Below are 24,703 nucleotides of genomic sequence, written 5' to 3' on the forward strand. Positions count from 1 at the left end.
GCCCGCCCACCTCGACCAGCGCCCTGATCATCCGCAACCGGCGCACATGGGCCTCGGTGTACTGCGCCTGGTTGTAACTGGTGCGCTCACCCGGGAAAAGGAGGCCCTCACGCAGATAGAACTTGATGGTCGGCACGGGAACGTCGGCCCGGCGGCTCAGCTCGGCGATCCGCATGAATCCTCCCTCGCAATCGCCTTGCCAGTCTAACCTCGGGATAGTAGAAAGCGCTTATATCCATTTTGGAGGCAGCCTCATGGAACACCGCCTGTTCGGACGGACGGGAGTGAAGGTCAGCCCGCTCTGCCTCGGCGGAATGATGATCGGTTGGTGGGGCGAGAACGGTTACGAGGAGTCGGCGAAGCTGGTCCGGCGGTCCCTCGACGCCGGGATCAACTTCATCGACACCGCCGACGCCTACTCGCACGGCGAGTCCGAGGAGCTCATCGGCCGCTGCCTGGCCGAGAGCGGGCTGCGCGACCGGGTCGTGCTGGCGACCAAGGTGCACAACGCGATGGGCGACGACCCCAACCAGGGCGGCAACAGCCGGCGCTGGATCATCCGGGCGGTGGAGGACAGCCTGCGCCGGCTGCGCACCGACTGGATCGACCTCTACCAGGTGCACCGCCCCGACCCGGCGGTGGACATCGACGAGACCCTCGGCGCGCTCACCGACCTGGTGCGCGCCGGCAAGGTGCGCTACATCGGCACCTCGACCTTCCCCGCCTACCAGATCGCCGACGCGCAGCGGGTCGCGGAGCAGCGCGGCAGGGAGCGGTTCGCCGCCGAGCAGCCGCCGTACTCGCTGCTGGCCCGGGGCGTCGAAGCCGACGTGCTGCCGCTCTGCCAGCAGTACGGCATGGGCGTGCTGGCCTGGAGCCCGCTGGCCGGCGGCTGGCTCAGCGGGCGCTACCGCGAGGGCGTCGAGCCGCCGCAGAGCAGGCGCGCCCCGCTCGTCCCCGGCCGGTACGACATGGAGCTGCCGGAGAACCACCGCAAGCTCGCGGCGACCGAGCGGCTCGCCCGGCTGGCCGAGGAGAGCGGCCTGACGCTGATCGAGATGGCGCTCGCCTTCGTGATCCAGCACCCGGGCGTGACCTCGGCGATCATCGGCCCGCGCACGATGGACCACCTGGAGAGCCAGCTCACCGCCGCCGGCGTACGGCTCGGCGACGACGTCCTCGACCGGATCGACGAGATCGTGGCGCCGGGCCTGACGATCAACCCCGCCGACGGCGGCTACCGCCCGCCCGCGCTGGTGAACGCGTCGCTGCGGCGGCGCAGGCCGGGCTGAACACGACTCGGAGGAGACCATGACCCTCAGCGGAATTCCCCGGACGACCGAACCCGCGACCCGCCCGCCCGAGGTGGCGACGGCCCGCGAGGACCTCATCACGGTGCTGTGCAGCGCCGTGATGATCAGCGGCCTGGCCGTCGACGGCTGGGCGCACAAGAACGTCATCACCACCCTCGAAGGCTTCTTCACCCCCTACCACGCCCTGATGTACGCGGGCTACGCGCTGACCGCCGCCTGGAGCTTCCGGATGGCCTACCAGCGGCGCCACCGGGTGGAGCTGTGGTGGCGGGACGGCTGGCCGCGCGGCTACCGGCTGGGCGCGCTCGGCGCGCTCATCTTCGGCGTCGGCGGCTTCGGCGACATGATCTGGCACCAGGCGATCGGCATCGAGATCGGCCTGCTCCCGTCGTTCAGCCCCACCCACATCCTGGCCTCGGTCGGCGGCATCATCCTCGGCACCAGCCCGCTGCGCTCCTGGTGGGCCTCCGGCGAGGGCGGCCTGCGCTCGTTCACCGGCGTGGTCGCGATGACGTACGCGGCCATGGGCGCGCTGGTCATGCTCAACTACGGCGCCTCCATGATGACCCTGGCCCCCACCCAGCCGTACGAGCCGGTGCTCGGCGTCGACTACGGCGGGATCATCGACACCGCCGAGGAGTTCCTCGCGGTCCAGGGCGTGTCCAGCTACGTGATCACCACCTTGCTGCTGACCGTCCCGCTGCTGCTGATGCACCGGCGGCGGGCGACCTTCGGGGCGGGGACCGCGCTGGTGGCGGGGGTCTCCCTGCGGCTGATGGTGATCAACGAGTTCCCCGACCCGTACCTGACCGTCTGCGTCGCGGCGGTGTGCGCCGGACTGCTCGCGGACCTGGCCCTGGTCCGGCTGGACGCGGTCCGCGGCCCGGACGCGCCGCTGCGGCTGCCGGCCGCCGGGGCGCTGTACGCGGCCCTGGTCTGCGCGGGTCAGCTCCTCGGGCTGCAGATCGCCGTGGGACTGCGCTGGCCGCCGGAGATGTGGACAGGGACCGTGGTGCTCGTCGCCGGGCTCGGCGCGCTGCTGGGCGGCCTGGCGGCACGCCCGGCGCCGGCGGATACCCGGATCTAACAGGGATGTCACACGGCCGCGACCCCAGACCATTGAAAGTAGATAGCAGATATCGCTACTGTTCATATACGCTCGCCGTTGCCGAGAGAGCTCGACGCGCCGACGGAGAGCGACATCCGTTGTTCACGCCACCTCCAGGGAGATGGGGATGTTCGCGGCAATAGGGAGATTTTGCGCAAGACGTCGCATATGGGTGTTCATAGGCGCGTTGCTGTTCGTCATCCTGGGCGGTGTCTGGGGCTCGGGAGCCGGCGGCATCCTCGGCGGCGGCGCCGGCCTGGACAACCCCAACGGCGAGTCGGCCGAGGCGAACAGCCTGCTGGCGGGCACGCTCGGGCGCCACGTGCCGGACGTGGTGGTCATCTACGAGAGCCCCACGATGACGGTGGACGACCCGGCGTTCCGGCAGAGCGTCGAACAGGTCGTCGCCAAGCTGCCCAGGAACACCTACGAGTGGGTGGAGACCTACTGGTCCACCAACTCGGCCGACTACGTCTCCGAGGACCGGCGCAAGACCTACATCGCCCTCCAACTGCCCGGCGCGGTGGAGGAGGAACAGGTCGTCGTCTACCAGCAGATCGAACCGCTCTTCGACGCGCCCAACCTGACCGAATGGCACGGCGGCCTCACCCCGATCGGCTACGAGTTCAACCAGATCAGCAACCGGGACCTCACCCGGGCCGAGCTGATCTCGTTCCCGCTGCTGCTGATCCTGCTGCTGCTCGTGTTCCGCAGCGTGGTCGCGGCGTCGCTGCCGCTCGCCATCGCGGTCATGGTCGCGGTCGGCTCGCTCGGCGTGCTGCGCGTGGTCGGCAGCCTGGTGGACCTGTCCACCGCGGCCATCAACGTGGTGGTGATCCTCGGCCTCGGCCTCGCCACCGACTACGCGCTGCTCATGGTCAGCAGGTTCCGCGAGGAACTCGCCGCCGGACGTGACGTGGAGGACGCCGTGGTGCGGACCACCGCGACGGCCGGCCGCACGGTGGTGGTGTCCGGCATCACGGTCGCGGTGACGCTCGGCGGGCTGGTGGTCTTCCCGTCCCGGTTCCTCACCTCGCTCGCCTACTCGGGAGCGAGCGTCGTACTGTTCGCGGTGCTGGCGGCGCTGTTCGTGCTGCCCGCGCTGCTGCGCCAGACGGGCCGCAGGATCGACTCGCTGCGCATCCCGCTGCCCTGGGGCCGGAGCGGCACGCAGGGCACCCGCTGGTACCGCACCGCGCACGCGGTCATGCGCCGGCCGGTCGCCGTGACGCTGGCGATCTCCGCGTTGCTGATCGCGCTCGGCACGCCGCTGCTCGGCGCCGTCTGGTCCCGCCCGGCCGAGTGGGCGCTGCCCGCGAGCTCCGACGCCCAGACCTCGACCAGGATGCTCGCCGAGGAGTTCCCCCTCGACCCGACCAAGGTGATCACCACCGTGGTCCGGATGCCCGGCCCGGCGGACACGCCCGAGGCCACGACCGCGCTGACCGAGTTCGCCGCCCGGCTGGACCAGGTCCCGGGCATCGACCGGGCGGCGGTGACCGGCACCCAGGGCGACCTGGCCAGGATCACCCTGGGCTACTCGCTGAGCCCGTACGACTCGGAGATCAGGGACACGGTGCACGCGCTGCGCGCCGAGCCGCCGCCGGCCGGGGCCACCGCGATGTTCACCAACCGCCCGGCCTCGATCGTCGACATGCTGGACATGCTCGCCGCGGGCCTGCCGTGGATGGCGCTCATCATCACGGTGGTCACGTTCGTGGTGCTGTTCCTGGCCTTCGGCTCGATCACGCTGCCGATCAAGACGGTGATCACCAACCTGCTGTCCCTGTCCGCGGCCTTCGGCGCCATCGTGCTGATCTTCCAGGACGGCTGGCTGTCCGGGTTGCTCGGCTTCGAGGCGCCCGGCTTCCTGGACGCGAACATGCCGCTGATGATCGCGGCCATCACGTTCGGCCTGGCCATGGACTACGAGGTGTTCATGCTGGCCAGGATCAGGGAGCACTACCTGGAGACCGGCGACACCACGGAGTCGGTGGCGGTGGGCGTGCAGCACACCGCCCGGATCGTGACGGCCGCCGCGCTGCTGCTGGGCGTGGTGGTGGGAGCCTTCGTCACCACCAACGTCACCGTGCTGAAGATGATCGGCGTCGGCGTCGTGGTCGCCCTGGTGGCGGACGCGACGATCGTCCGCGGGCTGCTGGTCCCCGCCTCCATGCGGGTGCTGGGACGGTGGGCGTGGTGGTCGCCCGCTCCGCTGGCCCGGTGGTGGAGCCGGCACGGGCTGCCCGAGGAGAGCGGCTCGCCGCTTCCCGCGGTCACCCCCGAGGTTCCGAAGCCGCCCGTGCGCGCCTGACCGGCACCAGCATGACCGGACCGTGGCCGTCGGGGCGGCCACGGTCCCGCCATGTGCCCCACCTAGTCAAAATTGCAATTAACACTCTCGTGTAAACAATGTGAATTGCATGAAACAAGAACGTGACAGATAGGCATCACAATGAGACGGAATCCACAGAAAAATAAGAAGTATATCGCCTAGCTTATAGGGGATGCTCGCTAATATAATCGGCAATGTCTCGATTCGGGGGAGCCTCGCACCATGGAGGCTGGGCGCGCACATCACCTGATAACTGCGCCATCGGGGGAACGATGAGCGACAAGACAACATTCGCTTCTAGGGTTGCACCGCAACGCGGGTGGAAGCCGGGGCCGGTTCTCCGCAAGCGTGACCACATCCGGATCCTCATCGCCGACGAACACAAGTTGATGCGGGAGGTGCTGCGCGAGGTCCTGCTCGCCGAGGAGGACTTCCGCGTGGTGGACGACTCCTACGCGCTGGAGTCGCTGGTGGACCTGGTGGCCCGGGTCCGGCCGGACGTCGTCCTCTTCGACATCGACAAACCACACATGACCCCCATCGACGTGGTGCGAAGCCTGCGTCAGGTGTCGCCGGACACGGTCGTGGCCGTGCTGAGCATGTACGACGACATCGAGCTGATCAAGTCGATGCTGCGCGCCGGCGTGCGGTGCTATCTGCACAAGGGCATCGGCAGGCAGGACCTGGTCTCGGCCCTGCGCGGCGTCGTGGACGCGGAGGGGAAGGTCACGCTGGCCGTCCCCAGGGAGACGTTCGTCAACACCGACACCGGTTACTCCGTCCCTCTGTCCGAACGGGAACAGGAAGTCCTCGCCCTGGTGGCGGCCGCGATGAGCAACCGGCAGATCGCCGGGCGGCTGTCGGTGACGGAAGGCACCGTCAAGCGTCACCTGCGCAACATCTTCCACAAGCTGGGCGCGGTCTCCAGGATCGACGCGGTCAACAAGTACAACGCGATCGCGAGCAGCAGGGGCGTCGGATGTCTCCGGCCACCCCTGAAACGGTTACGAAACTGAGCGGTGAAGTATGGCTGAAACCTCTGCTGTCCACTATAACAGATAGCAGAGGTTGCCACTATCCACTCTGTTCCGGAGAGGCCCTGATGAGCAAGCGGGGAAGCGGCGTCGCCACCTTCCTGATCGCCGGCACCGCGGCCTTCATGGCCGCGCTCGACACCCTCGTGGTCACCACCGCCCTGCCGTCCATCCGCACCGAGCTCGCGGCCTCCCTGGAGAGCCTGGAGTGGACGGTCAACGCCTACACCCTCACCTACGCCGTCTGCCTCCTCGCCGCCGCCGTCGTCGGCGACCGGTTCGGCAGGCGCCGGGTCTTCCTCGCCGGGCTCGCGGTCTTCACCGCCGCGTCCGCCGCGGCCGCGCTGGCCGGCTCCGTCGAGGCGCTCATCGCGGCCAGGGTCGTCCAGGGGCTCGGCGCCTCGGTGATCATCCCGCTGACGCTCACCCTCGTAGTGGTGTCGGTGCCGCAGGAACGCCGGGGCCGGGTGATCGCCGGCTTCGGCGCCATGATCGGCCTCGGCATCGCGCTCGGCCCGTGGATCGGCGGCGCGGTCATCGGACACGGAAGCTGGCAGGGCGTCTTCTGGATCAACGTGCCACTCGGCCTGATCCTCCTCCCGCTGGCCGCGCGGTTCCTCGCGGAGAGCCGCGGCCCGCACGACCGGCTGGACACCCGGGGCGTCGCCCTGGTCGTGGCCGGGCTGTTCGGCGTCGTCTTCGGGCTGATCCGCAGCACCACCCTCGGCTGGGCGCACCCGCAGGTGCTGGCGCCCATCGCGGCCGGCGCCCTCGTCCTCGTCTGGTTCGCCCGCTGGGAACGCCGGGCGGCGCACCCGATCGTCCCGCCCACCCTGTTCCGCAACCGCGGCTTCGTGCTGTCCAACGTGCTCGCCCTGCTGGTCCAGGGCGGCGTGCTCGGCTCGGTCTTCCTGCTCACCCAGTTCCTGCAGAACGTGCTGGCCTACCCGCCGTTCGAGGCCGGGGTGCGCACCCTGCCGTGGACGATGCTGCCCGTGCTGGTGGCGCCGGTGGCCGGTGTGCTCGGCGAACGGCTGGGGGTGCGCGGGCTGATGGTGGCCGGCGCCGCGCTCCAGGGCGTCGCGCTGGCCTGGTTCGCCGTCGTCGTCTCCCCCGCCGTGCCGTACGCGCTGCTGCTGCCCGGCATGGTGGTCGCCGGGGCCGGGATGGGGCTGTTCTTCGCGCTCGGCGCCCGGCAGATGCTCGACTTCGTCCCGCCGGCGCAGGAGGGCGTCGCCTCCGGGGCCAACAACGCGATGCGGCAGACCGGCATCGTGATGGGCGTCGCCGTACTGTCCAGCGTCTTCGCCGCCACCGGCGGGTACGGCTCCGCGGCGTCGTTCGTCGCCGGTCTGCGCCCGGCCCTGTGGACGGGCTCCGCGATCCTCGCCGCCGCCGTCGTCGTGGCCCTCCTCATCCCCGCCGCCCCCCTGCCCCCGCCCGCCCCGCCGGCCGAGATGCTCGCGGCGGCCGAATCCTGAACCACGGGAGGGAACGTCACGCCGGGCGGGCGAGCCGGGCGAAGGACAGCACGACCACCGTCGAGAGCAGCCAGCCCAGCAGGCCGGCGATGTTGAGCAACGCCGAGGCCAGCTCCCCCTCCGGCGTCCGCGTCTCGGGGTACCACGTCGCGCGCTGGCCCAGCGAGATGAGCGGGATCACGGTGTCCACCGTGTAGAACACCGGATCGAAGCAGCGCACCTGGCCGTCCCCGCACGGTCCCGGACGCGGCGCCCGCCCGGCCGCGGTGGCGGTGCCGTCCCGGGGCCCGGCCACGTCGTCCACGGTGACGATCCGGCCGTCCACGGCGTAGACGTTCCCCCGCGGATCGGTGGCCCGCAGGGTGTGCTGGACGGCGGGGGTCAGCATCATGACGCCGACCAGGGCGAGCAGGGCGCCCAGCAGCCACAGCACCCGCCCCGGGCGGTAGCCGTACCCGACGGTGAGACCGTAGAGGGCGTCGCGGGCGTCCCTGACCATCCTGCGCGGTGTGCGCCCGCCCGGCGACGGCGTCCGCCTGGCCTGCCGGCGCTGCTCGATGAGCAGCCGCTCCGCCTCCGCCGGGTGGCCGTGCTGGCGGAACACCCGCGCCGCCTGCTCGTACGGCCCGGCGTCGAAGGGGACCATCCGGCGCAGCCAGTCGCGGCGGGCCCGCCAGTCCCACCCACCGGCGAACCGGTCGTAGCCGAACCCGGCGATCGCCGTGTCCGCCGGCCACCTGGCCGGGTCGTCGGCGAGCAGCGAGGTGACCGCGCCGGTGAGGTCCACCCTCGGCGGGACCTCTGCCCAGCGCAGGTGCATGCCGCCGCGTGCCGTGGCCGACACGGCCTTGATCCCCTCGGTGAAGGTGCCGCCCTCGCAGTCGAGCCGCCCCTCGATCACGCATCGGTTCAGCGACACCCGGCCCTCGGCGACGAATCCCCCGGAAAGCAGGATCGACCCGCGGGCCACCACCTGCTGGAGGGACAGCGCCTCACCGCCCGGATGGCGCAGGTGCGCGCCCTGCGCGTCCAGGACGCGGCCGATCGTCGCGGAGCGGAACCTCAGGCGGCCCCCGGCGGCCACCACGTCCCGCAGATCCACCCCGCCGTCGACCACCACGCCCTCGGCGGCGACGAGCACGCCGTCGTGCCCCCGGGTCCAGTTCGTTCCCCTCAGGGTCAGGTCGCCCCGCAGGTGCGCCCCCGCCAGCCGCAACGTGCCCTGGACGGCCACTCCGCGTTCGATGAGGAGCCCGGAGCTCAGCTCGGCGTTGGTCAGGTCCAGGGCGCGTCCGCCGCCGACCGTGAACGAGGAGCCCGCGCAGATCCGGACGGCGCTGTAGGAGCCGCGGGAGAGGTCCACGCCGCCGCCGATCCGGCACTCGCCCTCGACGGCGAGGTCGCCGCCGACGGCGAGCCCGGGGGCGTCGATCGCGGAGCCGCCGCCCCGGCTGCTGGCGTAGCCGGTCCCGTCGGCCGTCTCGGCGGGTTCCAGGGTGGCGTCGCGGATGAGGAACTGGCCGGAGATCCGGGCGTTGCCGAGGGCCACCCGGCCCCGGACGAGCGGACGGCGGCCCGTCTGGTCGCCGATGAGGAAGACGCTGCCGCCGATCCGCGCGTCGCCCAGGTTCAGGGCGAGCCCGCGGTCGGGACGGGTCAGCCGGGCGCCGGTGAGGTCCAGCGAGCCGGCCACCTCGATTCCCAGCAGGCGTACCTCGCCGCGCGCCTCGAAGCCGTGCAGGAACCGGATCGTCCCGCCGACCCGCATCCGGTCGGCCTGGACCGCCCGCCGCGCCGACTCGATCACCGTGTCCAGGCAGAGCAGCCGCCCGCCGATCTCCGACTCGCACAGCCACACCGCCGCGGTACAGGACGTGCTGGCCGAGGTCCACAGGTCGCCGGTGATCCGGGACCTGGACAGGTCCAGGTCGCGGCGGACGCGCAGCCCGTTGGCCCGCAGGCCGGGAAGCGTGCAGCCGTCGAAGGTGAGCAGGTGCAGTTCGGCGCCGTCCAGGTCCACCGGCCCGTCGAACACGCAGCCGGTGAAGCGGAGCGGGAAGGGCACCTCCATGCCGCTCAGGTCGAGCCGTCCGCCGATCCTGGCGCCCTCGATCGCGAGCCCGCGCGGATCGACCTCGTCCGCGCCGCGCCGGCACAGCTCCCGGATCACCCGTCCTTCGACGACGTCGCCGTCCCCCGCCCGCAGGACCTCACCCGCCGAGCAGATCCGTGACAGCGTCTCCTCATCGACCACGATCCCGCTTCCCGACGTCCCTGTGAAACAGCCCGTTCTACGAAGAATCAGGCGTCACGTCAACTTCGCGCCGGGGGGACGCGGCCACCGTGGTGGACGCCGGGGCTGGGCCCTGCGCCGGCAGCCGTACCCGCCCTGGACGGCGGGCAGGCTCATGTGGCCGCGGCGCCGCGACCGGCCCGGGGCCAGGGCGACGACGGAATCCGGCCCCTCCCCCGCGGCGGGGAGGGGCCGGGTCGTCAGCGGACTAGCGGGCCCGGACGAAGATTGGGTTGGAGTAGAACCACAGGTCTTCCCAGGGGCTCTCCTTGCCGTCGGCCAGCGGCTCCATCTCGTCGGTGCTGGTGCCGCGGACGCGCAGGTAGGTGTCCTGCTCCACGTCGCGCAGGGTGTACTTGATGACGTAGTCGGCGCCCTGCCTGCGCCAGTCACGCGGGCCGAACCGCGCCACGACCTTCGTGGTGGGGTTGGTGTCGGCGTCGAGGTCGGCGCTGACGCCGGTCACCTGGCCGACGATCAGGTCCACGCGCCGGACCTCGGGGCGGTCGCCGTTGGCGTTCTTGCCGTTCAGCGGGCGGAACTTGATCTCCACCTCGACGTCGCCGCGGCTGCGGCGGCTGACCGTGAGGGTCTCGCCCACCGCGGCCTCGCGGCCCTGGCTGGCGGCCGTGACGTCCAGGGCGGTGATCAGGTCACCGGTGGTGACGAAGATCCGGCCGTTGCGCAGGCCGTCCATGATGTCGCCGTAGTCCTGGCGGGCCATCACGTAGGTCTTGCTGTACTCGCCCGGCCAGAAGTCCGAACCGCCGCGGGTCCAGTGCACGTGCGAGTCGGAGGTGGCGGTGATCCACCAGTGCCGGCCCTCACCGAGCAGCGAGTCCCACAGACCGCCGACCCGGGCGGTCATCTGGTCGAAGCCGCCGTAGGTCGGGTGGTTGCCGTACCCGCCACGCGCGCCGCCGACGAGCGGGCCCGCCTGGTGACCGGGGGCGCCCTCGAAGCCGACGTAGACGTCGGGGGCGACGTTGTTGCCGTTGCGGAACTCCTTGGGGGTGTCCTGGCCCCACTTGCCCAGGCCGGTGGCCGACCGGGAGGCGTGGTGCGCGATCACCAGCGGCTTCTGCCCCATCCCGCGGGCGGCCTTGAGGAACTCCACCATCTTGGCCTCGGTGTCCCGGCCCGGGTCGGCGGGGAACGGGTCCAGCTTGGCGAAGCGACTCTCCAGTTCGAAGAGCTGCTGGGCCTCGCCGGAGTGGTGCGGGATCATCAGGGTGTGGTGGTCCAGCGCCGGGGCGTCGAACTCCATGCCCCAGAACTGCAGGACCTCGGGAACCATGACGCGCGAGCGCAGCAGGTCGGGGTATGCCTGCTCCAGGTTCACCTTCGAGTGGGTCGGACCGCCGTGGTCGGTGCACATCGCCCAGGTCAGGCCGAAGTACTTCGCCATGATCGCATTGGTCACGATCGGGTAGACGGCGTCGGCGCCCTTGTGGAACGTCGGCGGGTTGGTCTTGGTGTCGAACTCGCCGCTGTACTCCGAGTGCACGTGGTGGTCGCCGGCGCGCCACACCCGGTCACGGGAGCCGCCGCCCTGGCCGCCGGAGCTGTGCCTGTCGTCGTCGGCCTGCGCGGGGGTGCCGCCCACCAGCGGGCTCGCGGCCGCCAGCGTCGCCCCGACGCCGGCGTACTTGACCAGCCGGCGACGCGAGATCGCCGCGTTCTCCCGGTCCTCGGAACTGCTGTCCTTCACTGTGAAGCCTTTCAGTGCTGCTGCGGTCTGGGGGTGCCAACCGCCGAGTGTCGAAGAACGCACTGAACGCGACATGAACATGGATCAGGACAGTCAAGAACACTAGATTCCGGTCCAACAGTTTCCGGGCCGGTCATGCCCCCTGTCACGGTTCACAGCAGCGTGAGCCACAGCTGGAAACGGTGCGCGGCCAGACCCGCGATGACCAGGAACCAGACCGCGAGCACGACCGTGTGGAAGCGGACCGCGAGCGACACCGCTCACCATCCACCATGACCCAAGGGCGTACCGTCAGCGCCCGCGAGGCACGTCCGTCAGCGGGAACGCCAGGCCGGTCTTGACGGTGTCGAAAACCAGCAGAGTCTCATACCGCCTGACGTTGTCATCGCTCTTGAAAAGGCGGTCGCCGAGCCGGCCGCAGTCGCGCATGCTGGGCGCCGTCACGATGACCGCGTAGTCCCAGGGCCCGGCCACCCGGTAGCACTGCTGAACACCCGGCTCCGTGCGCATCCGGTCGGCGAAGACACTGTGATGCTCGAACGACTCGCGGACCAGGGTCACCAGCACCACGGCCTGGACCATGGGACCGAGCCGGTGCGGATCCACGATGGCCGCCTGCCTGACGACGAGGCCGTCCCTGCGATAGCGGGCGATCCGCCGCTGAACGGCACTGGCGGACAGGCCCACCTGCTCGCCGAGATCGAACAGGGTGCGGTCGGCGTCGTGCTGGAGAAGATCGAGAAGCTGTGCGTCGATGTCGTCCAGGTGCGGCGGCGGCTCGGCCATGCATGATTATTGCGTCCCGGCGCGAAAATTCCCAATCGCTGTGATCGGACTTTCGATTAGCGTCGGCCGTGCCTGGTACCGGACGAAAGGGCGCGCATGGATCTGGACGTGACGCGGATCGAGCAAGCCCGCGAAGTGATCGACCCGGTCTTCCTCGACACCCCTCAGTACATCGACGAGCAGTTGTGCCGGGCACTGGGCCGCACGGTGACCGTGAAAGTGGAGACCGCCAACCCGGTGCGCAGCTTCAAAGGCCGCGGCGCCGACCTGATGCTGAGCACACTGCCCGCGGGGACGCGAGTGGTGTGCGCGAGTTCGGGCAACTTCGGGCAGGCGGTCGCCTACGCGGGCCGGTCTCGGGGGATCGAGGTGGAGGTCTTCGTCCCGGAGACGGTCAACCCCGGCAAACGGGAGCGGATGGAGACCTTCGGCGCCCGGGTGATCACGGCCGGCGCAGACGGCTGGCAGGCCCGCGCGGCGGTGGCCGCGTACGCCGGACGCCGGCCCGATCTCGTCTACCTGCGCGACGGCCGGCAGGAGGCCATCGCCGAAGGCGCCGGAACGATCGCGGTCGAGTTGACCCGCGACCCCGGACAGCACTATGACGCGATCGTGCTCCCCGTCGGTGACGGCGCCCTGATCAACGGGGTGGCCCGGTGGATGAAACATCACACGCCGTCGGTCCGGATCGTGGGAGTCAACGCGGCGGGCGCCCCGTCGATGCTGCACAGCCTGCGGGCCGGTCACGCGGTCACCCTCGACAGGACCGACACGTTCGCCGACGGGATCGCCGTCCGCGCTCCGCTCGACGTCTCGGTGCGGCGGGTTCAGGTGCTGGTGGACGAGATCGTCCTGGTGACCGACGAGCAGATCGCCGAGGCGATGGACCTGGTGGCGCGCACCCTGGGCATCATCGTGGAACCGGCCGGCGCGGCCGGCCTGGCGGCGATCGCCGGTGGAACGGTCCGCGGGGACCGTCTGGCGACCGTGCTGACCGGCGCCAACCCCCGCCCGGAACAGCTCAGGCACCTCGCCACCCGGCTGACACGCTGAACGGGGCCTCCCCGGGCGCCCACCCCTCGTAACCGGGGCGATCGTGCCTCCGGCCCTCCGACGACCGGTCCGCCGGGATGTCCAGGGCGTTGAGGAACGCGGCGGCGGCCGGAGAGGGGCGCAGGGAGATCAGGTGTTCCACCCGGGTGGGGGGATCACGGAAGTCGACGAACACCTCGCTGGACAGCCGGTGCAGGTCCACGTCGGACTCGTCGGCCAGCGGGTGGCCGGGTGCGACCACCGCGACCAGATCACCCTGTGCCAGGGCGCGGCCCCGGACGCCCTTCGGGCGCACGCCCGGCTGCCTGCCGGGCGGCGGCAGGAACGCTTCGCCGGCTCCACGGTATCCATCGTGCATCACGATCGCTAGCGTGACAAATATGCGTTGGACTCATTGATCGCCGCTGCCCGAGGCTATGAGGCATGACGAGGGCAGCCGCGCGCCGGGCGCGCCACGGGGACGGTGCGGCAACGCTGAGCCGCGGGTTGCTCCTCCTGATGGCCGCGGCGACGGGGCTCTCGGTCGCCAACAACTACTTCGCCCAGCCGCTGCTGGACCTGCTCGGCCGGGAGCTTCGGCTCGGCGCCACGATGGCCGCACTGCTCGTCACGGCCGCGCAGGTCGGTTACGGGCTGGGGCTGATGCTGCTCGTCCCGCTCGGCGACCTGGTCGAACGCCGCCGGCTCGCCGTCCTGCTGTACGCGGCGACCGCGGTGTTCCTGCTGGTCTCGGCGACCGCGCCGAACGGGCCCATGCTGCTGGCCGGGACCGTGCTCACCGCGTTCACCTCGGTGGCGGCCCAGATCGTGGTGCCGTACGCCGCCACGCTCGCGGCACCGGGGCGGCGCGGCCGGGTGATCGGCATGGTGATGACCGGCCTGATGCTGGGCGCCCTGCTGTCCCGTACCGTGTCGGGCGCGCTCGCCGAACTCGGCGGCTGGCGGACGGTCTACTGGGTGAGCGCGATCCTCGTCGCCGGGGTGACGGTGCTGCTGTGGCGCTTTCTGCCGCGGCTGCACACCCCGATCGGGCTGTCGTACCCGGCGCTGCTGCGCTCCACGATCGCGCTGTTCCGCCACGAACCGGTGTTGCGGTGGCGGGCCGGCATCGCCGCCCTGTCGCTCGCGTCGTTCCAGGTGCTGTGGACGGCCGTGACCTTCCTGCTCGCCGGCCCTCGGTACGGCTGGTCCGAGGCGGCCATCGGGCTGCTCGGGCTGGTCGGCGCGGTGGGCACGGTGACCACGGTGGTGGCCGGCCGCCTGGCTGACCGCGGCCACGTGCAGTGGGTCACCGGGATCGGCACCGCCGCGCTGGCCGCGTCCTGGCTGCTGATCGGCGCGGCCGAGAGCTCGCTGATCTGGCTCGCCGGCGGGTTGATCGTCCTCAACATGGCGCACCAGGCGGTGCTCAACAGCAACCAGAACGTCATCTACGCGCTGCGCCCCGAGATCCGCAACCGGCTCAACTCCGCGTTGACGACGGCGTTCTTCGCCGGCGGCGCCGCAGGATCGGCGCTGGCCGCCGTGGTGTGGACGCGCGGCGGCTGGACCGCCGTGAGCGTCCTGGGCGGCCTGCTGGCCTGCGGGACCTTCGTCCTGTGGGCACTGGAACGAACCAGGCTATCCCGCTCATGACCCGTACCGGGCGACCGAACCACATCCACCATCCAAGAAGGGACAACCAACCATGAACATCTCCCGGCCGGCCACTGTCGCCGATCTGTGGTTCGATCCACGCTGCCCATGGGCGTGGATCACCTCCCGCTGGCTGCTGGAAGTCGAACAGGTGCGACCTGTCGAACCGCGTTTCCACGTGATGAGCCTCTCGGTGCTCAACGAGGGGCGGGAGGTGCCGGAGAAGTACCGCCAGGGCATGGTCGAGGGCTGGGGGCCGGTGCGCGTCTGCGTCGCGGCCGAGCAGCGGCACGGCACCGAGATACTGCGACCGCTCTACACCGCCATGGGAACCCTGATTCACCGGCAGAAGGCCGGCCTGGGCCGGGACATGATGCTCGCCGCCCTCGCCGATGCCGGCCTCCCGGCGGAACTCGCCGACGCGGCGGACGACCCCGGCTACGACGAGGCGCTGCGCGCCAGCCACCACGCCGGCATGGACCCCGTCGGCGCCGAGGTCGGCACGCCCGTCATCCACGTTCCCGGCGCCGACGGCGAACTCATCGCGTTCTTCGGCCCGGTGATCTCCCCCGCCCCGCGCGGCGAGGCCGCCGGCCGCCTCTGGGACGGCGTCCTCGCCGTGGCGGGCACCGACGGCTTCTTCGAGCTCAAGCGCACCCGCACCCGCGACCCGATCTTCGGCTAGCGCACCAGAAAGCCCATACCGTGCACGATCAGAGAGAAGAAATGGTCACACAGGATGTACGCCCGCACTCGACCTTACGGGCGTGGCTCGGCGTTTCCGCGATCACAGCCAGTCTGTTCGTCTTCCTCACCACTGAACTGATGCCCGTCGGCCTGCTCACCCCGGTCAGCTCAAGCCTGGGGATATCCGTGGGCGTCGCCGGGCTGATGGTTACGCTGTACGGCGTCTCAGCCGGGCTCGGCGTGCCGTTCATCACGGCATGGACCAGGCGCGTCAACCGGCGCGTGTTGCTGTCCGCGCTGCTGGCGATACTGGCCGTGGGAAACGTCATCACCGCCGTCTCGCCGAACTACCCGCTGGTACTGACGACGCGGCTCGTCATGGGATTCGCCAGCGGCGTGTTCTGGGCCATCGGCGTGAGCATGGCGATGCGCCTCGTCCCGGCACACCGCGCGAGCAGGGCGGCGGCGGTCGTGATGTCCGGCATCTCGATCGCCGCCGTGGTGGGCATACCGCTGGGGACGCTTCTGGAAAGCCTCACCGACTGGCGCACCACGTTCCTCATCTGGAGCGGCCTCAGCGTGCTGGTGTTCCTCGCGGTCGCCGCCATAATCCCATCGCTGCCCTCGGCGAACGCGGTCTCGGTCCGCGAGGTCTTCGGACTCCCGCTCAGGAACGCGCCGCTCCGCCTGGTGCTCATCACCGTCGTCCTGTTCGTGCTCGGCCATTTCGGGGCCTACACGTTCATACGCCCCTTCCTGGAGGCCAACGCCTCCGCCACGCCCGCCTTCATCACCGTACTGCTGATGATGTACGGCGTCGGCGGCGCCGCCGGGAACTTCATCGCCGGATACACGGTGAACAGAAGCCTGCGCGGCAGCTTCGTCGCCGGCTGCGCGGGACTCGTGGTGTCCCTGCTCCTGCTGCTCACGATCGGTCACGGGCAGGCCGTCTCGATCGTCTCGCTGGTCCTCTGGGGAGTCTCCTTCGGCGTCGTCCAGCTGTGCCAGATCAACATGACGCAGGCCGCCGCACCCGACACCTTCGAAGCCGCGATGTCGCTCAACACCATGGCCTACAACACGTCCATCGCACTCGGAGCGCTTTTCGGCGGGCTGTTCGCCGACCACGCAGGCGTCACCAGTGTCGTCTGGTTCGGCGTGGCACTGACGGCGGCTTCGCTGCTCCTCACCCTCTCGGCGTCGTTCCTCAGGCGTCGCGGCGGGTGATCGCGAAGGCTGCCGCGAGGAGGGAGATCACGACATAGCTCGTGAGGATGGCGACGGCCGGCAAGGGGCCGAAGGCTCCGGCGTCCGGAACGCCGGCCAGTTGCCTCGTCAGCGCCGGGATCGTCAGCGAGCTTGACCAGTCGTTCCACGGGGCGGGGAGGAAGCGCTCGATCACGGTCGGGGACAGCAGGAGGGCGACCAGCGCGACGAGCGCACCCGATGTCGAACGCAGAACCGTGGCCAGGCCCAGCCCCGTCACCGCGGCGACGGCGCAGCCGGCGCCCGTCGCCAGCACCTCGGACAGCGCGGCCGGTTCGGCGAACGAGGCGCCGATCGGACGCCCGCCCACCACCGCCTGTGCGGTGAAGTAGGTGGCGAACGCCAGCACCTGACCCGCGATCGCGGCCACGGCGGCCACCACGGCCGCCTTGGCCGGGATGAGGGTCCACGGGCGCCGGATCGTGGTCAGCGTCAGCCTGATCATGCCGGTGCCGTACTCGCCGGAGATGGCCAGCACGCCCAGCATGCCGAAGAGCACGGGAGGGATGTCGGCGCTGAAGCCGAGCCCCGTGCCGACGGGCTCGCCGCCGGCATGGATGTCGTGGTAGCGCGAGATCGACAGGGCGGCGAAGCCGGTGAGCGCCACGGCCGAGAGCGTGGAGGCCAGGACGTAGTAGGTGGACCGGAGCGAGCGCAGCTTGACCCATTCCGACGCGACGACGTTCATCGGGTTATCTCCATGAAGACCTCTTCCAACGACTTCTGACGCGGCGCCAGCTCGTGGACGGCGCAGCCGTTCGCCAGGGCGGCGTCACCGACGGTGGCCGCGGGCAGGCCGGTCACCAGCAACTCCCCTTCGTCCCCCGGCGTAGAGGCGGTCCGGCGCACGGTCGCTCCCGCCGCTTCGAGCACCCTGGCCAGGCGGGCCGCGTGCGGTGACCGGACCAGGACGTCGCCCTGGAAGCGGGCCAGGAGTCCCGCCGTCGAGGTGTCCTCGATCAGCTGACCGCGGCCGATGATGACGAGCCGGTCGGCGGTAAGCGACATCTCGGTCATCAGATGGCTCGACAGGAGGACGGTCCGCCCCTCGGCCGCCAGAGATCTCAGCAGTGTCCTGAGCCAGCGGATGCCGTCGGGGTCCAGGCCGTTGACCGGTTCGTCGAGAATGAGCACTCCCGGGTCGCCGAGGAGTGCCGCCGCGATGCCGAGACGCTGGCGCATCCCCTGGGAGAACCCGGCGATCCGCTTGCGTGCCGCGCCGGCCAGGCCGACCTCCTCAAGAACCCGGACGACTCTGCGGCGCGCGATCCCACCGGCACAGGCCAGCGCCAGGAGATGATCGAACGCGCTGCGCCCGCCCTGCACCTCGGTGGCGTCGAGCATGGCGCCGACCTCCCGCATCGGATCCTTGAGGTCGCGCCTGCGGACACCGTTGATCAACGCCCTGCCCGAGGTGGGCGCGTGCAGGCCGAGGATCACCCGCATGGTGGTGGACTTGCCGGCCCCGTTGTGCCCGAGGAAGCCGGTGACCTGGCCGGGCTTGACGTCGAACGTCAGTCCCGAGACCGCCCGGGTGGAACCGTACACCTTCGTCAGTTCGACGACCTCGATCATTTCCCCACCCGTTGGATCCGCTCGGCCGGGCAGCGCGTGCCCTGCGCGGGCACCGCCCCCGTCGTCAGGTAGGCGAGGACATGCCGCCGCAGACAGGAGTTGCCTCCCCACGACGCGTGGCCGTCGCCGTGCCACAGGACACGCGCGGAGGGAATCTGCCCGGCCACGTGCCGCTGACCGAGATAGTTGGTGTTGTTGTCGAGCTCCCCGATCGCGAAGAGGATCGGCGGGACGTCCCGCACGCGCAACGGGTGCGACGCCCAGGACGCGCCCCCGCCGCGCCCCCAGCACCGTCCGAGCTCGTAACGTCCCTCGATCCAGCCGAACCTCGGTGCGATCGCCCGGAGTCTGGCCTCGATGCCCTGGAACTCCTCATACGTGGGCAACTTCGGCATGAAGTCGTTGCAGAGGGAGTCCTGGGAGACGGACGAGCTGCCCGGATCCGGCGCGAGCTCGGTCAGGAAGTGCGCGGCGTCGCCGTCGAGGGCCTTCCGGATGGCGGTCGCGAACTGCGGCCAGAGCGCCGGGTTCATGCCCTTGACCGCGCCCGCGTACAGCTGTCCCTCGTCCACCGTTCTGCCGGCCGACGCCGGCAGCGGAGCGCGGCGCGCCCGCGCGGCCAGCTCGTCCCACGCCTCGCCCGCATCCCTGCCGCGCAGGGCGCAGTCCGTACGGCCGGCGCACCAGTCACGGAAGCGGGTGAGATGCCGCTCCTGCACCCGCGCATAATTGCGCACCCAGGGCTCGAACTCCGGCTGGGTGTGATCGGCGGTCCCGTCGAAATACATCCGTTCCACCCGCTGCGGGAACAGCTCCAGATATGCCTGGGCGTAGACGGTCCCGTAGGAGTTGCCCGCATAGCGGAGCTTCTCCTGGCCGAGCGCGGCGCGCAGCGCGTCGATGTCGTGTGCCACGTTCCAGGCCGTCATCCCACGCCATGCCGATCTGGCCGCCTTGCGGCAGCTCGCCTGATGGGCCGCGTTCTTGGCGGCGTGGGCGTCCCAGTCCCGTTTCGTTCGCGCGCCGATCAGTCCGAAGATGGAGGCCGCGGGCTCCGCGCAGCTCACCGCCTTGCCGCTCCTGGGTTCGGACAGCCCGCGCGGATCGATGGCGATGACGTCGAACCGGCTCCGCAGCTCCTTGAGCACCGCCGGCAGTTCGGGCGGGAACTCGGGATCGTCCGACGGCCTGAGCATCGCCGTGCTGGTCCCCGGGCCTCCGAAGTTGACGATCAGGGGTCCCATGCTCCGGCCCGTCGCCGGCAGTTCGGCCACGTGCACCGAGGTCCTGGGCCCGCCCGGGTCGCCCCAGTCCACCGGAACGACCAGCTCGGCGCATCGCAGGCCGTCACCGCACTCCTTCCAGACGAGGCGAAAAGCCTGCGCCGAGGCCAGCGCGATGCCGCCGAGTGACACGGTGAGGCAGCCGGCGAGGCACAGCGCGATGAGTGTGCGTCGATTCATGCGGCCAACGATCCGGCACGTGGCGGTTGCGCACATCGGAGCCGGATCCGGTCTTGCCGATCAGACCGGGGTCATACGGTGCGGGCGTACGAGAGCGGAGTAGGACTCCGGTCCGACAGCTCGTGCTCAGATCCGCTCGCGGTCGTTCCTCGATAGCGTCGGGATGTGAACCTGCTCGCCAGGCGGCCTCCGCTCAGCCTGCTCGTCCTCGCCGACACCGTCGTCGCGGTGCTGCTCGCACGGGTGTCCACGACGGACGCGCCGGGCCTGAACGTGAGCACCGCGGCGGCACTGGCCTGCTGGCTGCCGGTGGCGGTGCGGCGGATCCGGCCGGTGCCCGCATACTGCGGCGCCCTGCTGGCCTGCCTCCTCGCGCCCGCGCTGCAAGTGAACCAGCCGCTGATGATCGTGGCGGTGGCTCTGGCCGTCTACCCGGTGGCGGTCACCCAACCGGCGCGGCGCTCGGCGATCGCCCTCGTCGCGGGCCTGCTCGTGACCGGAGGCGCACTGCTGGTCTCGGCGCTGGGCGCGCCGGGACGGACGAACGGCTGGCCGGACCCCGTCTTCATCGTCGGGATGACCTGTCTGGTCGTGGGAGCGAGCTGGAGCCTCGGTACGGCGGCGCGCACCCGCCGCGAGTTCGCCGCGCGCGAGGCCAGGAGGCAGGCCGAGAAGGCGGTGGCCGACGAACGCCTGCGGATCTCGCGCGAGCTGCACGATGTCGTCGCCCATTCCATGAGCATGATCACCGTCAAGGCGGGGGTGGCGGCCAAGGTCCTGGACAAGCACCCGGAGGAAGGACGCAAGGCGTTGCGGGCCATCGAGGAGATCGGGCGCGGCTCGCTCGTGGAGATGCGCCAGCTCCTCGGCGCCCTGCGCGCACCCGGCGGCGCGCCCGAGCACACGCCGCTCCCCGGCCTCGTCGACCTGCCGTCCCTGGCACACCGAGCAGCGGAGGCCGGCGTGCAGGTGGACCTCTCCGTGAGCGGAGACGTGCCCGGCAGCATGGAACTGTCCGTCTATCGCATTGTGCAGGAGGCGATCACCAACGTCGTCAGGCACGCCGCTCCCGCCCGTTGCCGGGCCAGCGTGTCCGTCGTCGACGGGCTGTTGAGCATCTCCGTGACCGACGACGGACCGGGGCGGCGCGTCCTGCCGGGCGAGACGGGCGGACACGGCCTCGCCGGGATGCGCGAACGGGCCATGATGTACGGCGGCGCCTTCGAGGCCGGCCCCCTGCCAGGGAGCGGGTTCGGCGTGCGCGCGTCATGGGAGATCCCCTGAACGCGCACACTTCCCTCGGTGGAGGTCTCCCTTCGCGAGCCCGGCATCCGTGGTACTGAGTAGAGGGTCCGCGGATCAGGCCGAGCCCGCGTGAGGTGGGCATGTCGTGGGAGATCTCTTGATTCGAGTGCTCGTCGCCGACGATCAGGCACTGCTGCGCGGCAGCTTCCGGCTGCTGATCGACTCGGAGGACGACCTCACCGTGGTCGGGGAAGCGGCCGACGGACTCCAGGCGGTGACGCTCGCGCGGACGGAGTCACCCGATGTGGTTCTCATGGACGTCCGGATGCCGGAGATGGACGGCATCACCGCGACCGGGCAGATCGCCGGCGACACCCGGGTGCTCATCCTGACCACGTTCGACCTCGACGAGTACGTCTATTCGGCGCTGCGGGCGGGCGCCAGCGGTTTCCTCCTCAAGGACGCACCCCCCGACGACCTTCTGAAGGCGATTCGGGTGGTCGCGTCGGGCGAGACCCTGATCGCGCCGAGCGTCACCACCCGACTGATCGCGGAGTTCGTACGGCGCCCCGCCCAGCGGGTCTTCCACGGCCTCGACACGTTGACGGATCGGGAGCGCGAGGTCCTCACCCTCATAGCCCACGGCCTGTCCAACACCGAACTCTGCACCCAACTCCGCCTGAGCCCCGGAACCGTGAAAACACACATCAGCCGCCTACTGGCCAAACTACAAGCCCGAGACCGCGCCCAACTCGTCATAGCCGCCTACGAAGCCGGCCTGGTCACTCCACGTTGACGACTCGCCCCCCGCGGTCGCCACATGATCACGACATGCAAAGAGCCTCTGACCTGCCCAGCAGGTAAGAGGCTCTTTTCGGTGGCGGTGGAGGTGGGATTTGAACCCACGGAAGGTTGCCCTTCACACGCTTTCGAGGCGTGCGCCCTCGGCCACTAGGCGACTCCACCGCGAAAGAGCCTACCGGATAACCGTGGTTACCGGCGAGTCGTGAAGAAACGCCTGAGTACGGCGGCGCAGTCTTCGGCGAGGACGCCCATGACGACCTCGGGGCGGTGGTTGAGGCGGCGGTCGCGGATCACGTCCCACAGGGAGCCGGCGGCGCCGGCCTTCTCGTCCACGGCGCCGTAGACGACGCGGTCGACGCGGGCGAGGACGGCGGCGCCGGCGCACATTGTGCAGGGTTCGAGGGTGACGACGAGGGTGCAGCCGGTGAGGCGCCATTCGCCTCGGGCGCGCGCCGCCGTACGCAGGGCCAGGATCTCGGCGTGCGCGGTGGGGTCGGCGCTCGCCTCCCTGTCGTTGCCGGCGGCGGCGAGCACCTCGCCCTCGGGGCCGAGGACGACGGCGCCGACCGGGACCTCGCCGCGCTCGGCGGCGAGGTCGGCCTGCGCCAGGGCCAGGCGCATCGCCTCGGTGTGGTCCAAGGTCAGTGCAGGCGGTCGAGCTCGTCGGCGAAGGCGAGGCGCTCGGCGATCACGGACAGCGTGTCAGCGGGGAGCATGCCCTCCTCCATGCTGAGCTCGATGAGCTCCTCGGAGGTCACGCCGAGGTCGCTGAGCAGCTCGAAGTCGCCGGCGGGGCGGACGCCGAGGTCGGAGGTCTCCTTGTCGGGGGCGACTCCGGCGAGCTCGGTGAACAACGCGCCGAGCGAGTCGTTGACCCCTGCCTGAACGTCGGAGAGGAACACCCGGGGCTCGTCGTCGTCCTGGTAACGCACGATCGCGAACCATTCGTCCTCGACCTCGACGCAGAGCAGGGTCAGCTCGTCGCCGTCCAGGCCGAGGCGCTCCTGTACGGCGTCGCTGAGATCGTCGACGATCTCGACCTCGCTGAGGTCGACCTCGGCTCCGGTCCAGCCGTCTTCGGTCCGGACGAAGGCAGCGGAGAACAAACTACTTCCTGTCGGTTTGGAGGGCATGGGCTAGCTCCCGGAATCAGCCGAACACCGAGTCGAGGGCGCGTTCGAACGGCTCGGAGAATCCCAGCCGCGCGGCGATGCTGGAGAGCACCTCGTCGGGAAGGAGCTCGAAGTCGCCGGAGAGGGCGCCGAGCTCCATCTCGTCAAGACCGAGGTCAGCGAAGATCGACAGATCCCCGGCCGGGAGGGCGATCTCCTCGTCCTGGAGGATCGCGTCGAGCTCGTCCTCGTCCGGAACCGGCACGTCGAGGTACTCCAGGGCCTGCTGCGCCAAGGGCCAGTCCCACGACGCGGCGATATCGGACAGGAACAGGCTCACTCGCTCGCCAATCACCCGTAGCGCCACGAAGAACTCATCCCCCACGGCGACCAGGCCAATCGTGCCACTGATGCTCGGCTGCTGCCTCATCGCGTGAATCAACCCGTGGAGATCGGAAGTGAGCGCAACCGGGAGCATCTCGGCTTCCCAGTGATCATCCTCCCGATAGACCACGATGGCGAAGTCGAGCGCATCTTCGTCTGTCATCGTCCACCCCACCGACGTGGTCTCTTACGGCCTCTCATGCTCCCAGAAGCATCGAGTGGCCGTACGACCCTCCGACCAAATTGTGATCAAAACAACGGCCCGTATCGGCGCGCCGGTGGTTGAGGATAGCGTTGTCCTTCATGCGTACCCTCGTGGTGGACCACCCTCTCGTCGCCCACAAGCTCACCGTGCTGCGTGATGTGCAGACGGACTCGCCGACGTTCCGCCGGCTGGCCGACGAGCTGGTGACGCTTCTCGCCTACGAGGCCACCCGCGACGTACGCGTGACGGATGTCACCGTCCAGACCCCCCTCGCCCCTGCGCACGGCGTACGGCTGGCCCGCCCGGCCCCGCTCGTCGTGCCGATCCTGCGCGCCGGGCTCGGCATGCTCGACGGCATGACCCGGCTGCTGCCCACGGCGGAGGTCGGCTTCCTCGGGATGATCCGCGACGAGGGCACGCTGACCGCGCAGACGTACGCGACGCGGCTGCCGGAGGACCTCTCCGGGCGCCAGTGCTACGTGGTGGACCCGATGCTGGCCACCGGCGGCACCCTGGCGGCGGCGATCGAGCTGCTCTTCGAGCGGGGCGCCGACGACGTGACGGCGCTGTGCCTGCTGGCCGCGCCCGAGGGGCTGGCGCTGCTGGACAAGACGTTCGGCGAGCCGGCCCGGCCGGTGCGGGTGGTGACCGCCGCCCTGGACGAGCGGCTGAACGAGAACGGCTACATCGTGCCCGGCCTGGGTGACGCCGGAGACCGCCTCTACGGCGTGGTCTGACCCTTTCCACCCCCCGGGAAACCGCCCGCCGCACAATGACTTGCCGCGAAACGGTACCCTCTGCTCGGCCTTCGTTACATACTGTTCAGGTGTGGGTACGTAGAGTGACGAACACATCTCTTCTGTGTCCCGTCCGATTGGACCGGCACACATCTGGGAGAACCATGAGCGAGCAGATCACCGGGCCTCCGCCAGACGCGCGAGCCCGGTCATGAGCGGGCACGTCGACGTCGAGCCCGACCCGTACGCGGATGTCGAAGCCACCTTGCGTGACGAGTTCGCGGGCGTTCATCCGCCGGCGACCGTCACGCGCTGTGTCGAGGCGGCGCATTACGGCGCTCTGGAAGTCACCGGTTGTGCTCATCGGGGCCTGGTCGAGCGGATCGCTCGCCGGCATCTGGAGGTTCTCGCGCTCGTCGCGGCCGAGCACGGATGACCGTGCCGGGGGCGTACGGCGTGGCGGCCGATCACACGGA

24 protein-coding genes and 1 tRNA gene are annotated in these 24,703 nt (G+C 70.4%); 13 read left to right on the forward strand and 12 right to left on the reverse strand.

Annotated elements, in window-relative coordinates:
- The coding region (locus QSK26_RS37160; RefSeq protein ID WP_285780144.1) for a MerR family transcriptional regulator at nucleotides 1–175 on the reverse strand (175 nt) is incomplete at its 3' end.
- 79 nt (nucleotides 176–254) lie between these two features.
- Here QSK26_RS37160 and QSK26_RS37165 point away from each other — a divergent pair.
- The 5 genes from QSK26_RS37165 to QSK26_RS37185 all read left to right on the forward strand — a co-directional run bounded on the left by QSK26_RS37165 (nucleotide 255) and on the right by QSK26_RS37185 (nucleotide 7,271).
- Nucleotides 255–1,292 (forward strand): aldo/keto reductase, encoded by a 1,038-nt coding sequence (locus QSK26_RS37165; protein WP_285780042.1) that lies wholly within the window; start codon nucleotides 255–257, stop codon nucleotides 1,290–1,292.
- 19 nt (nucleotides 1,293–1,311) lie between these two features.
- Nucleotides 1,312–2,400 (forward strand): hypothetical protein, encoded by a 1,089-nt coding sequence (locus QSK26_RS37170; protein ID WP_285780043.1) that lies wholly within the window; start codon nucleotides 1,312–1,314, stop codon nucleotides 2,398–2,400.
- A 208-nt stretch (nucleotides 2,401–2,608) separates the two neighbouring features.
- Entirely contained in the window at nucleotides 2,609–4,735 is a 2,127-nt protein-coding gene (locus QSK26_RS37175) for an MMPL family transporter (protein ID WP_285780044.1), read from the forward strand.
- Between the two features lie 293 nt (nucleotides 4,736–5,028).
- Nucleotides 5,029–5,772 (forward strand): response regulator, encoded by a 744-nt coding sequence (locus QSK26_RS37180; RefSeq protein WP_285780045.1) that lies wholly within the window; start codon nucleotides 5,029–5,031, stop codon nucleotides 5,770–5,772.
- An 86-nt stretch (nucleotides 5,773–5,858) separates the two neighbouring features.
- On the forward strand, nucleotides 5,859–7,271 hold the full coding sequence (locus QSK26_RS37185; RefSeq protein WP_285780046.1) for a DHA2 family efflux MFS transporter permease subunit: 1,413 nt from the start codon (nucleotides 5,859–5,861) through the stop codon (nucleotides 7,269–7,271).
- Between the two features lie 16 nt (nucleotides 7,272–7,287).
- Here QSK26_RS37185 and QSK26_RS37190 read toward each other — a convergent pair whose 3' ends face one another.
- The 3 genes from QSK26_RS37190 to QSK26_RS37200 form a co-directional block, all read right to left on the reverse strand.
- Nucleotides 7,288–9,525 carry a translocation/assembly module TamB domain-containing protein gene (locus tag QSK26_RS37190; RefSeq protein ID WP_285780047.1) on the reverse strand — a complete coding sequence of 746 codons (2,238 nt, stop codon included), beginning with the start codon at nucleotides 9,523–9,525 and terminating at the stop codon, nucleotides 7,288–7,290.
- A 247-nt stretch (nucleotides 9,526–9,772) separates the two neighbouring features.
- Complete coding sequence (locus QSK26_RS37195) at nucleotides 9,773–11,275, reverse strand: CehA/McbA family metallohydrolase domain-containing protein (protein WP_285780048.1); 1,503 nt, start codon at nucleotides 11,273–11,275, stop codon at nucleotides 9,773–9,775.
- Between the two features lie 291 nt (nucleotides 11,276–11,566).
- Nucleotides 11,567–12,061, reverse strand: a complete 495-nt coding sequence (locus QSK26_RS37200; RefSeq protein WP_285780049.1) for an Lrp/AsnC family transcriptional regulator — start codon at nucleotides 12,059–12,061, stop codon at nucleotides 11,567–11,569.
- Nucleotides 12,062–12,157: 96 nt separating this feature from the next.
- Between QSK26_RS37200 and QSK26_RS37205 the strand changes: the two genes are divergently transcribed.
- Nucleotides 12,158–13,114 (forward strand): threonine ammonia-lyase, encoded by a 957-nt coding sequence (locus QSK26_RS37205; RefSeq protein WP_285780050.1) that lies wholly within the window; start codon nucleotides 12,158–12,160, stop codon nucleotides 13,112–13,114.
- Here QSK26_RS37205 and QSK26_RS37210 read toward each other — a convergent pair.
- Nucleotides 13,083–13,475: a type 2 periplasmic-binding domain-containing protein gene (locus QSK26_RS37210; protein ID WP_285780051.1), complete on the reverse strand. Its 393-nt coding sequence runs from the start codon at nucleotides 13,473–13,475 to the stop codon at nucleotides 13,083–13,085. The two genes, QSK26_RS37205 and QSK26_RS37210, sit on opposite strands and share 32 nt — an antisense overlap.
- 62 nt (nucleotides 13,476–13,537) lie before the next feature.
- Between QSK26_RS37210 and QSK26_RS37215 the strand changes: the two genes are divergently transcribed.
- Genes QSK26_RS37215 through QSK26_RS37225 form a run of 3 tightly spaced genes read left to right on the forward strand, consistent with a single transcriptional unit; the run spans nucleotide 13,538 to nucleotide 16,663 of the window.
- Nucleotides 13,538–14,749 carry an MFS transporter gene (locus QSK26_RS37215; protein WP_285780052.1) on the forward strand — a complete coding sequence of 404 codons (1,212 nt, stop codon included), beginning with the start codon at nucleotides 13,538–13,540 and terminating at the stop codon, nucleotides 14,747–14,749.
- 52 nt (nucleotides 14,750–14,801) lie between these two features.
- Nucleotides 14,802–15,434 carry a mycothiol-dependent nitroreductase Rv2466c family protein gene (locus QSK26_RS37220; RefSeq protein WP_285780053.1) on the forward strand — a complete coding sequence of 211 codons (633 nt, stop codon included), beginning with the start codon at nucleotides 14,802–14,804 and terminating at the stop codon, nucleotides 15,432–15,434.
- A gap of 41 nt (nucleotides 15,435–15,475) precedes the next feature.
- Nucleotides 15,476–16,663, forward strand: coding sequence for an MFS transporter (locus QSK26_RS37225; protein WP_285780054.1), 1,188 nt, complete (start codon nucleotides 15,476–15,478; stop codon nucleotides 16,661–16,663).
- On the opposite strand, the gene QSK26_RS37230 is transcribed toward QSK26_RS37225, so the two are convergent.
- Genes QSK26_RS37230 through QSK26_RS37240 form a run of 3 tightly spaced genes read right to left on the reverse strand, consistent with a single transcriptional unit; the run spans nucleotide 16,644 to nucleotide 19,740 of the window.
- Nucleotides 16,644–17,390: a hypothetical protein gene (locus tag QSK26_RS37230; protein WP_285780055.1), complete on the reverse strand. Its 747-nt coding sequence runs from the start codon at nucleotides 17,388–17,390 to the stop codon at nucleotides 16,644–16,646. The two genes, QSK26_RS37225 and QSK26_RS37230, sit on opposite strands and share 20 nt — an antisense overlap.
- Nucleotides 17,387–18,277, reverse strand: coding sequence for an ATP-binding cassette domain-containing protein (locus QSK26_RS37235; protein WP_285780056.1), 891 nt, complete (start codon nucleotides 18,275–18,277; stop codon nucleotides 17,387–17,389). The genes QSK26_RS37230 and QSK26_RS37235 overlap by 4 nt, the downstream gene beginning before the upstream one ends.
- Nucleotides 18,274–19,740 (reverse strand): alpha/beta fold hydrolase, encoded by a 1,467-nt coding sequence (locus QSK26_RS37240; RefSeq protein ID WP_285780057.1) that lies wholly within the window; start codon nucleotides 19,738–19,740, stop codon nucleotides 18,274–18,276. Before QSK26_RS37240 ends, QSK26_RS37235 begins: the two co-directional genes overlap by 4 nt.
- A 165-nt stretch (nucleotides 19,741–19,905) precedes the next feature.
- Here QSK26_RS37240 and QSK26_RS37245 point away from each other — a divergent pair, with 165 nt between their 5' ends.
- Both QSK26_RS37245 and QSK26_RS37250 read left to right on the forward strand, forming a co-directional pair.
- Nucleotides 19,906–21,024 carry a sensor histidine kinase gene (locus QSK26_RS37245; protein ID WP_285780058.1) on the forward strand — a complete coding sequence of 373 codons (1,119 nt, stop codon included), beginning with the start codon at nucleotides 19,906–19,908 and terminating at the stop codon, nucleotides 21,022–21,024.
- Between the two features lie 118 nt (nucleotides 21,025–21,142).
- Nucleotides 21,143–21,781 (forward strand): response regulator, encoded by a 639-nt coding sequence (locus tag QSK26_RS37250; protein WP_285780145.1) that lies wholly within the window; start codon nucleotides 21,143–21,145, stop codon nucleotides 21,779–21,781.
- Nucleotides 21,782–21,863: 82 nt separating this feature from the next.
- Here QSK26_RS37250 and QSK26_RS37255 read toward each other — a convergent pair.
- From QSK26_RS37255 to QSK26_RS37270, 4 genes are all read right to left on the reverse strand, one after another.
- Nucleotides 21,864–21,951 (reverse strand) — tRNA-Ser (locus QSK26_RS37255).
- Between the two features lie 27 nt (nucleotides 21,952–21,978).
- The gene (tadA, locus tag QSK26_RS37260; protein ID WP_502888796.1) at nucleotides 21,979–22,428 is read right to left on the reverse strand and encodes a tRNA adenosine(34) deaminase TadA; all 450 of its coding nucleotides are present in this window, start codon (nucleotides 22,426–22,428) and stop codon (nucleotides 21,979–21,981) included.
- A 2-nt stretch (nucleotides 22,429–22,430) separates the two neighbouring features.
- A complete protein-coding gene (locus tag QSK26_RS37265; RefSeq protein WP_285780059.1) occupies nucleotides 22,431–22,895 on the reverse strand; it encodes a tRNA adenosine deaminase-associated protein in 465 nt (154 codons plus the stop codon).
- A gap of 43 nt (nucleotides 22,896–22,938) precedes the next feature.
- Nucleotides 22,939–23,448 (reverse strand): tRNA adenosine deaminase-associated protein, encoded by a 510-nt coding sequence (locus tag QSK26_RS37270; RefSeq protein WP_285780060.1) that lies wholly within the window; start codon nucleotides 23,446–23,448, stop codon nucleotides 22,939–22,941.
- Between the two features lie 140 nt (nucleotides 23,449–23,588).
- On the opposite strand from QSK26_RS37270, the gene upp reads away from it, so the two are divergent.
- Together upp and QSK26_RS37280 are read left to right on the forward strand one after the other, a co-directional pair.
- Nucleotides 23,589–24,227 carry a uracil phosphoribosyltransferase gene (gene upp / locus QSK26_RS37275; protein ID WP_285780061.1) on the forward strand — a complete coding sequence of 213 codons (639 nt, stop codon included), beginning with the start codon at nucleotides 23,589–23,591 and terminating at the stop codon, nucleotides 24,225–24,227.
- 211 nt (nucleotides 24,228–24,438) lie between these two features.
- Nucleotides 24,439–24,663, forward strand: a complete 225-nt coding sequence (locus tag QSK26_RS37280; protein ID WP_285780062.1) for a hypothetical protein — start codon at nucleotides 24,439–24,441, stop codon at nucleotides 24,661–24,663.
- The last annotated feature ends 40 nt before the right edge of the window (nucleotides 24,664–24,703 follow it).

It is taken from the genome of Microtetraspora sp. NBRC 13810 (genome assembly GCF_030268685.1).
GTDB lineage: Bacteria > Actinomycetota > Actinomycetes > Streptosporangiales > Streptosporangiaceae > BSRQ01.

Excerpts from the sequence above, each read along its gene's own strand:
- QSK26_RS37270 (WP_285780060.1), bottom strand. The coding sequence starts at position 23,448 with ATGACAGACGAAGATGCGCTCGACTTCGCCATCGTGGTCTATCGGGAG.
- QSK26_RS37215 (WP_285780052.1), top strand. The coding sequence starts at position 13,538 with ATGACGAGGGCAGCCGCGCGCCGGGCGCGCCACGGGGACGGTGCGGCA.
- QSK26_RS37220 (WP_285780053.1), top strand. The coding sequence starts at position 14,802 with ATGAACATCTCCCGGCCGGCCACTGTCGCCGATCTGTGGTTCGATCCA.
- QSK26_RS37200 (WP_285780049.1), bottom strand. The coding sequence starts at position 12,061 with ATGGCCGAGCCGCCGCCGCACCTGGACGACATCGACGCACAGCTTCTC.
- QSK26_RS37240 (WP_285780057.1), bottom strand. The coding sequence starts at position 19,740 with ATGAATCGACGCACACTCATCGCGCTGTGCCTCGCCGGCTGCCTCACC.
- QSK26_RS37165 (WP_285780042.1), top strand. The coding sequence starts at position 255 with ATGGAACACCGCCTGTTCGGACGGACGGGAGTGAAGGTCAGCCCGCTC.
- QSK26_RS37170 (WP_285780043.1), top strand. The coding sequence starts at position 1,312 with ATGACCCTCAGCGGAATTCCCCGGACGACCGAACCCGCGACCCGCCCG.
- QSK26_RS37225 (WP_285780054.1), top strand. The coding sequence starts at position 15,476 with ATGGTCACACAGGATGTACGCCCGCACTCGACCTTACGGGCGTGGCTC.
- QSK26_RS37230 (WP_285780055.1), bottom strand. The coding sequence starts at position 17,390 with ATGAACGTCGTCGCGTCGGAATGGGTCAAGCTGCGCTCGCTCCGGTCC.
- upp (WP_285780061.1), top strand. The coding sequence starts at position 23,589 with ATGCGTACCCTCGTGGTGGACCACCCTCTCGTCGCCCACAAGCTCACC.
- QSK26_RS37185 (WP_285780046.1), top strand. The coding sequence starts at position 5,859 with ATGAGCAAGCGGGGAAGCGGCGTCGCCACCTTCCTGATCGCCGGCACC.
- QSK26_RS37205 (WP_285780050.1), top strand. The coding sequence starts at position 12,158 with ATGGATCTGGACGTGACGCGGATCGAGCAAGCCCGCGAAGTGATCGAC.
- QSK26_RS37280 (WP_285780062.1), top strand. The coding sequence starts at position 24,439 with ATGAGCGGGCACGTCGACGTCGAGCCCGACCCGTACGCGGATGTCGAA.
- QSK26_RS37235 (WP_285780056.1), bottom strand. The coding sequence starts at position 18,277 with ATGATCGAGGTCGTCGAACTGACGAAGGTGTACGGTTCCACCCGGGCG.
- QSK26_RS37180 (WP_285780045.1), top strand. The coding sequence starts at position 5,029 with ATGAGCGACAAGACAACATTCGCTTCTAGGGTTGCACCGCAACGCGGG.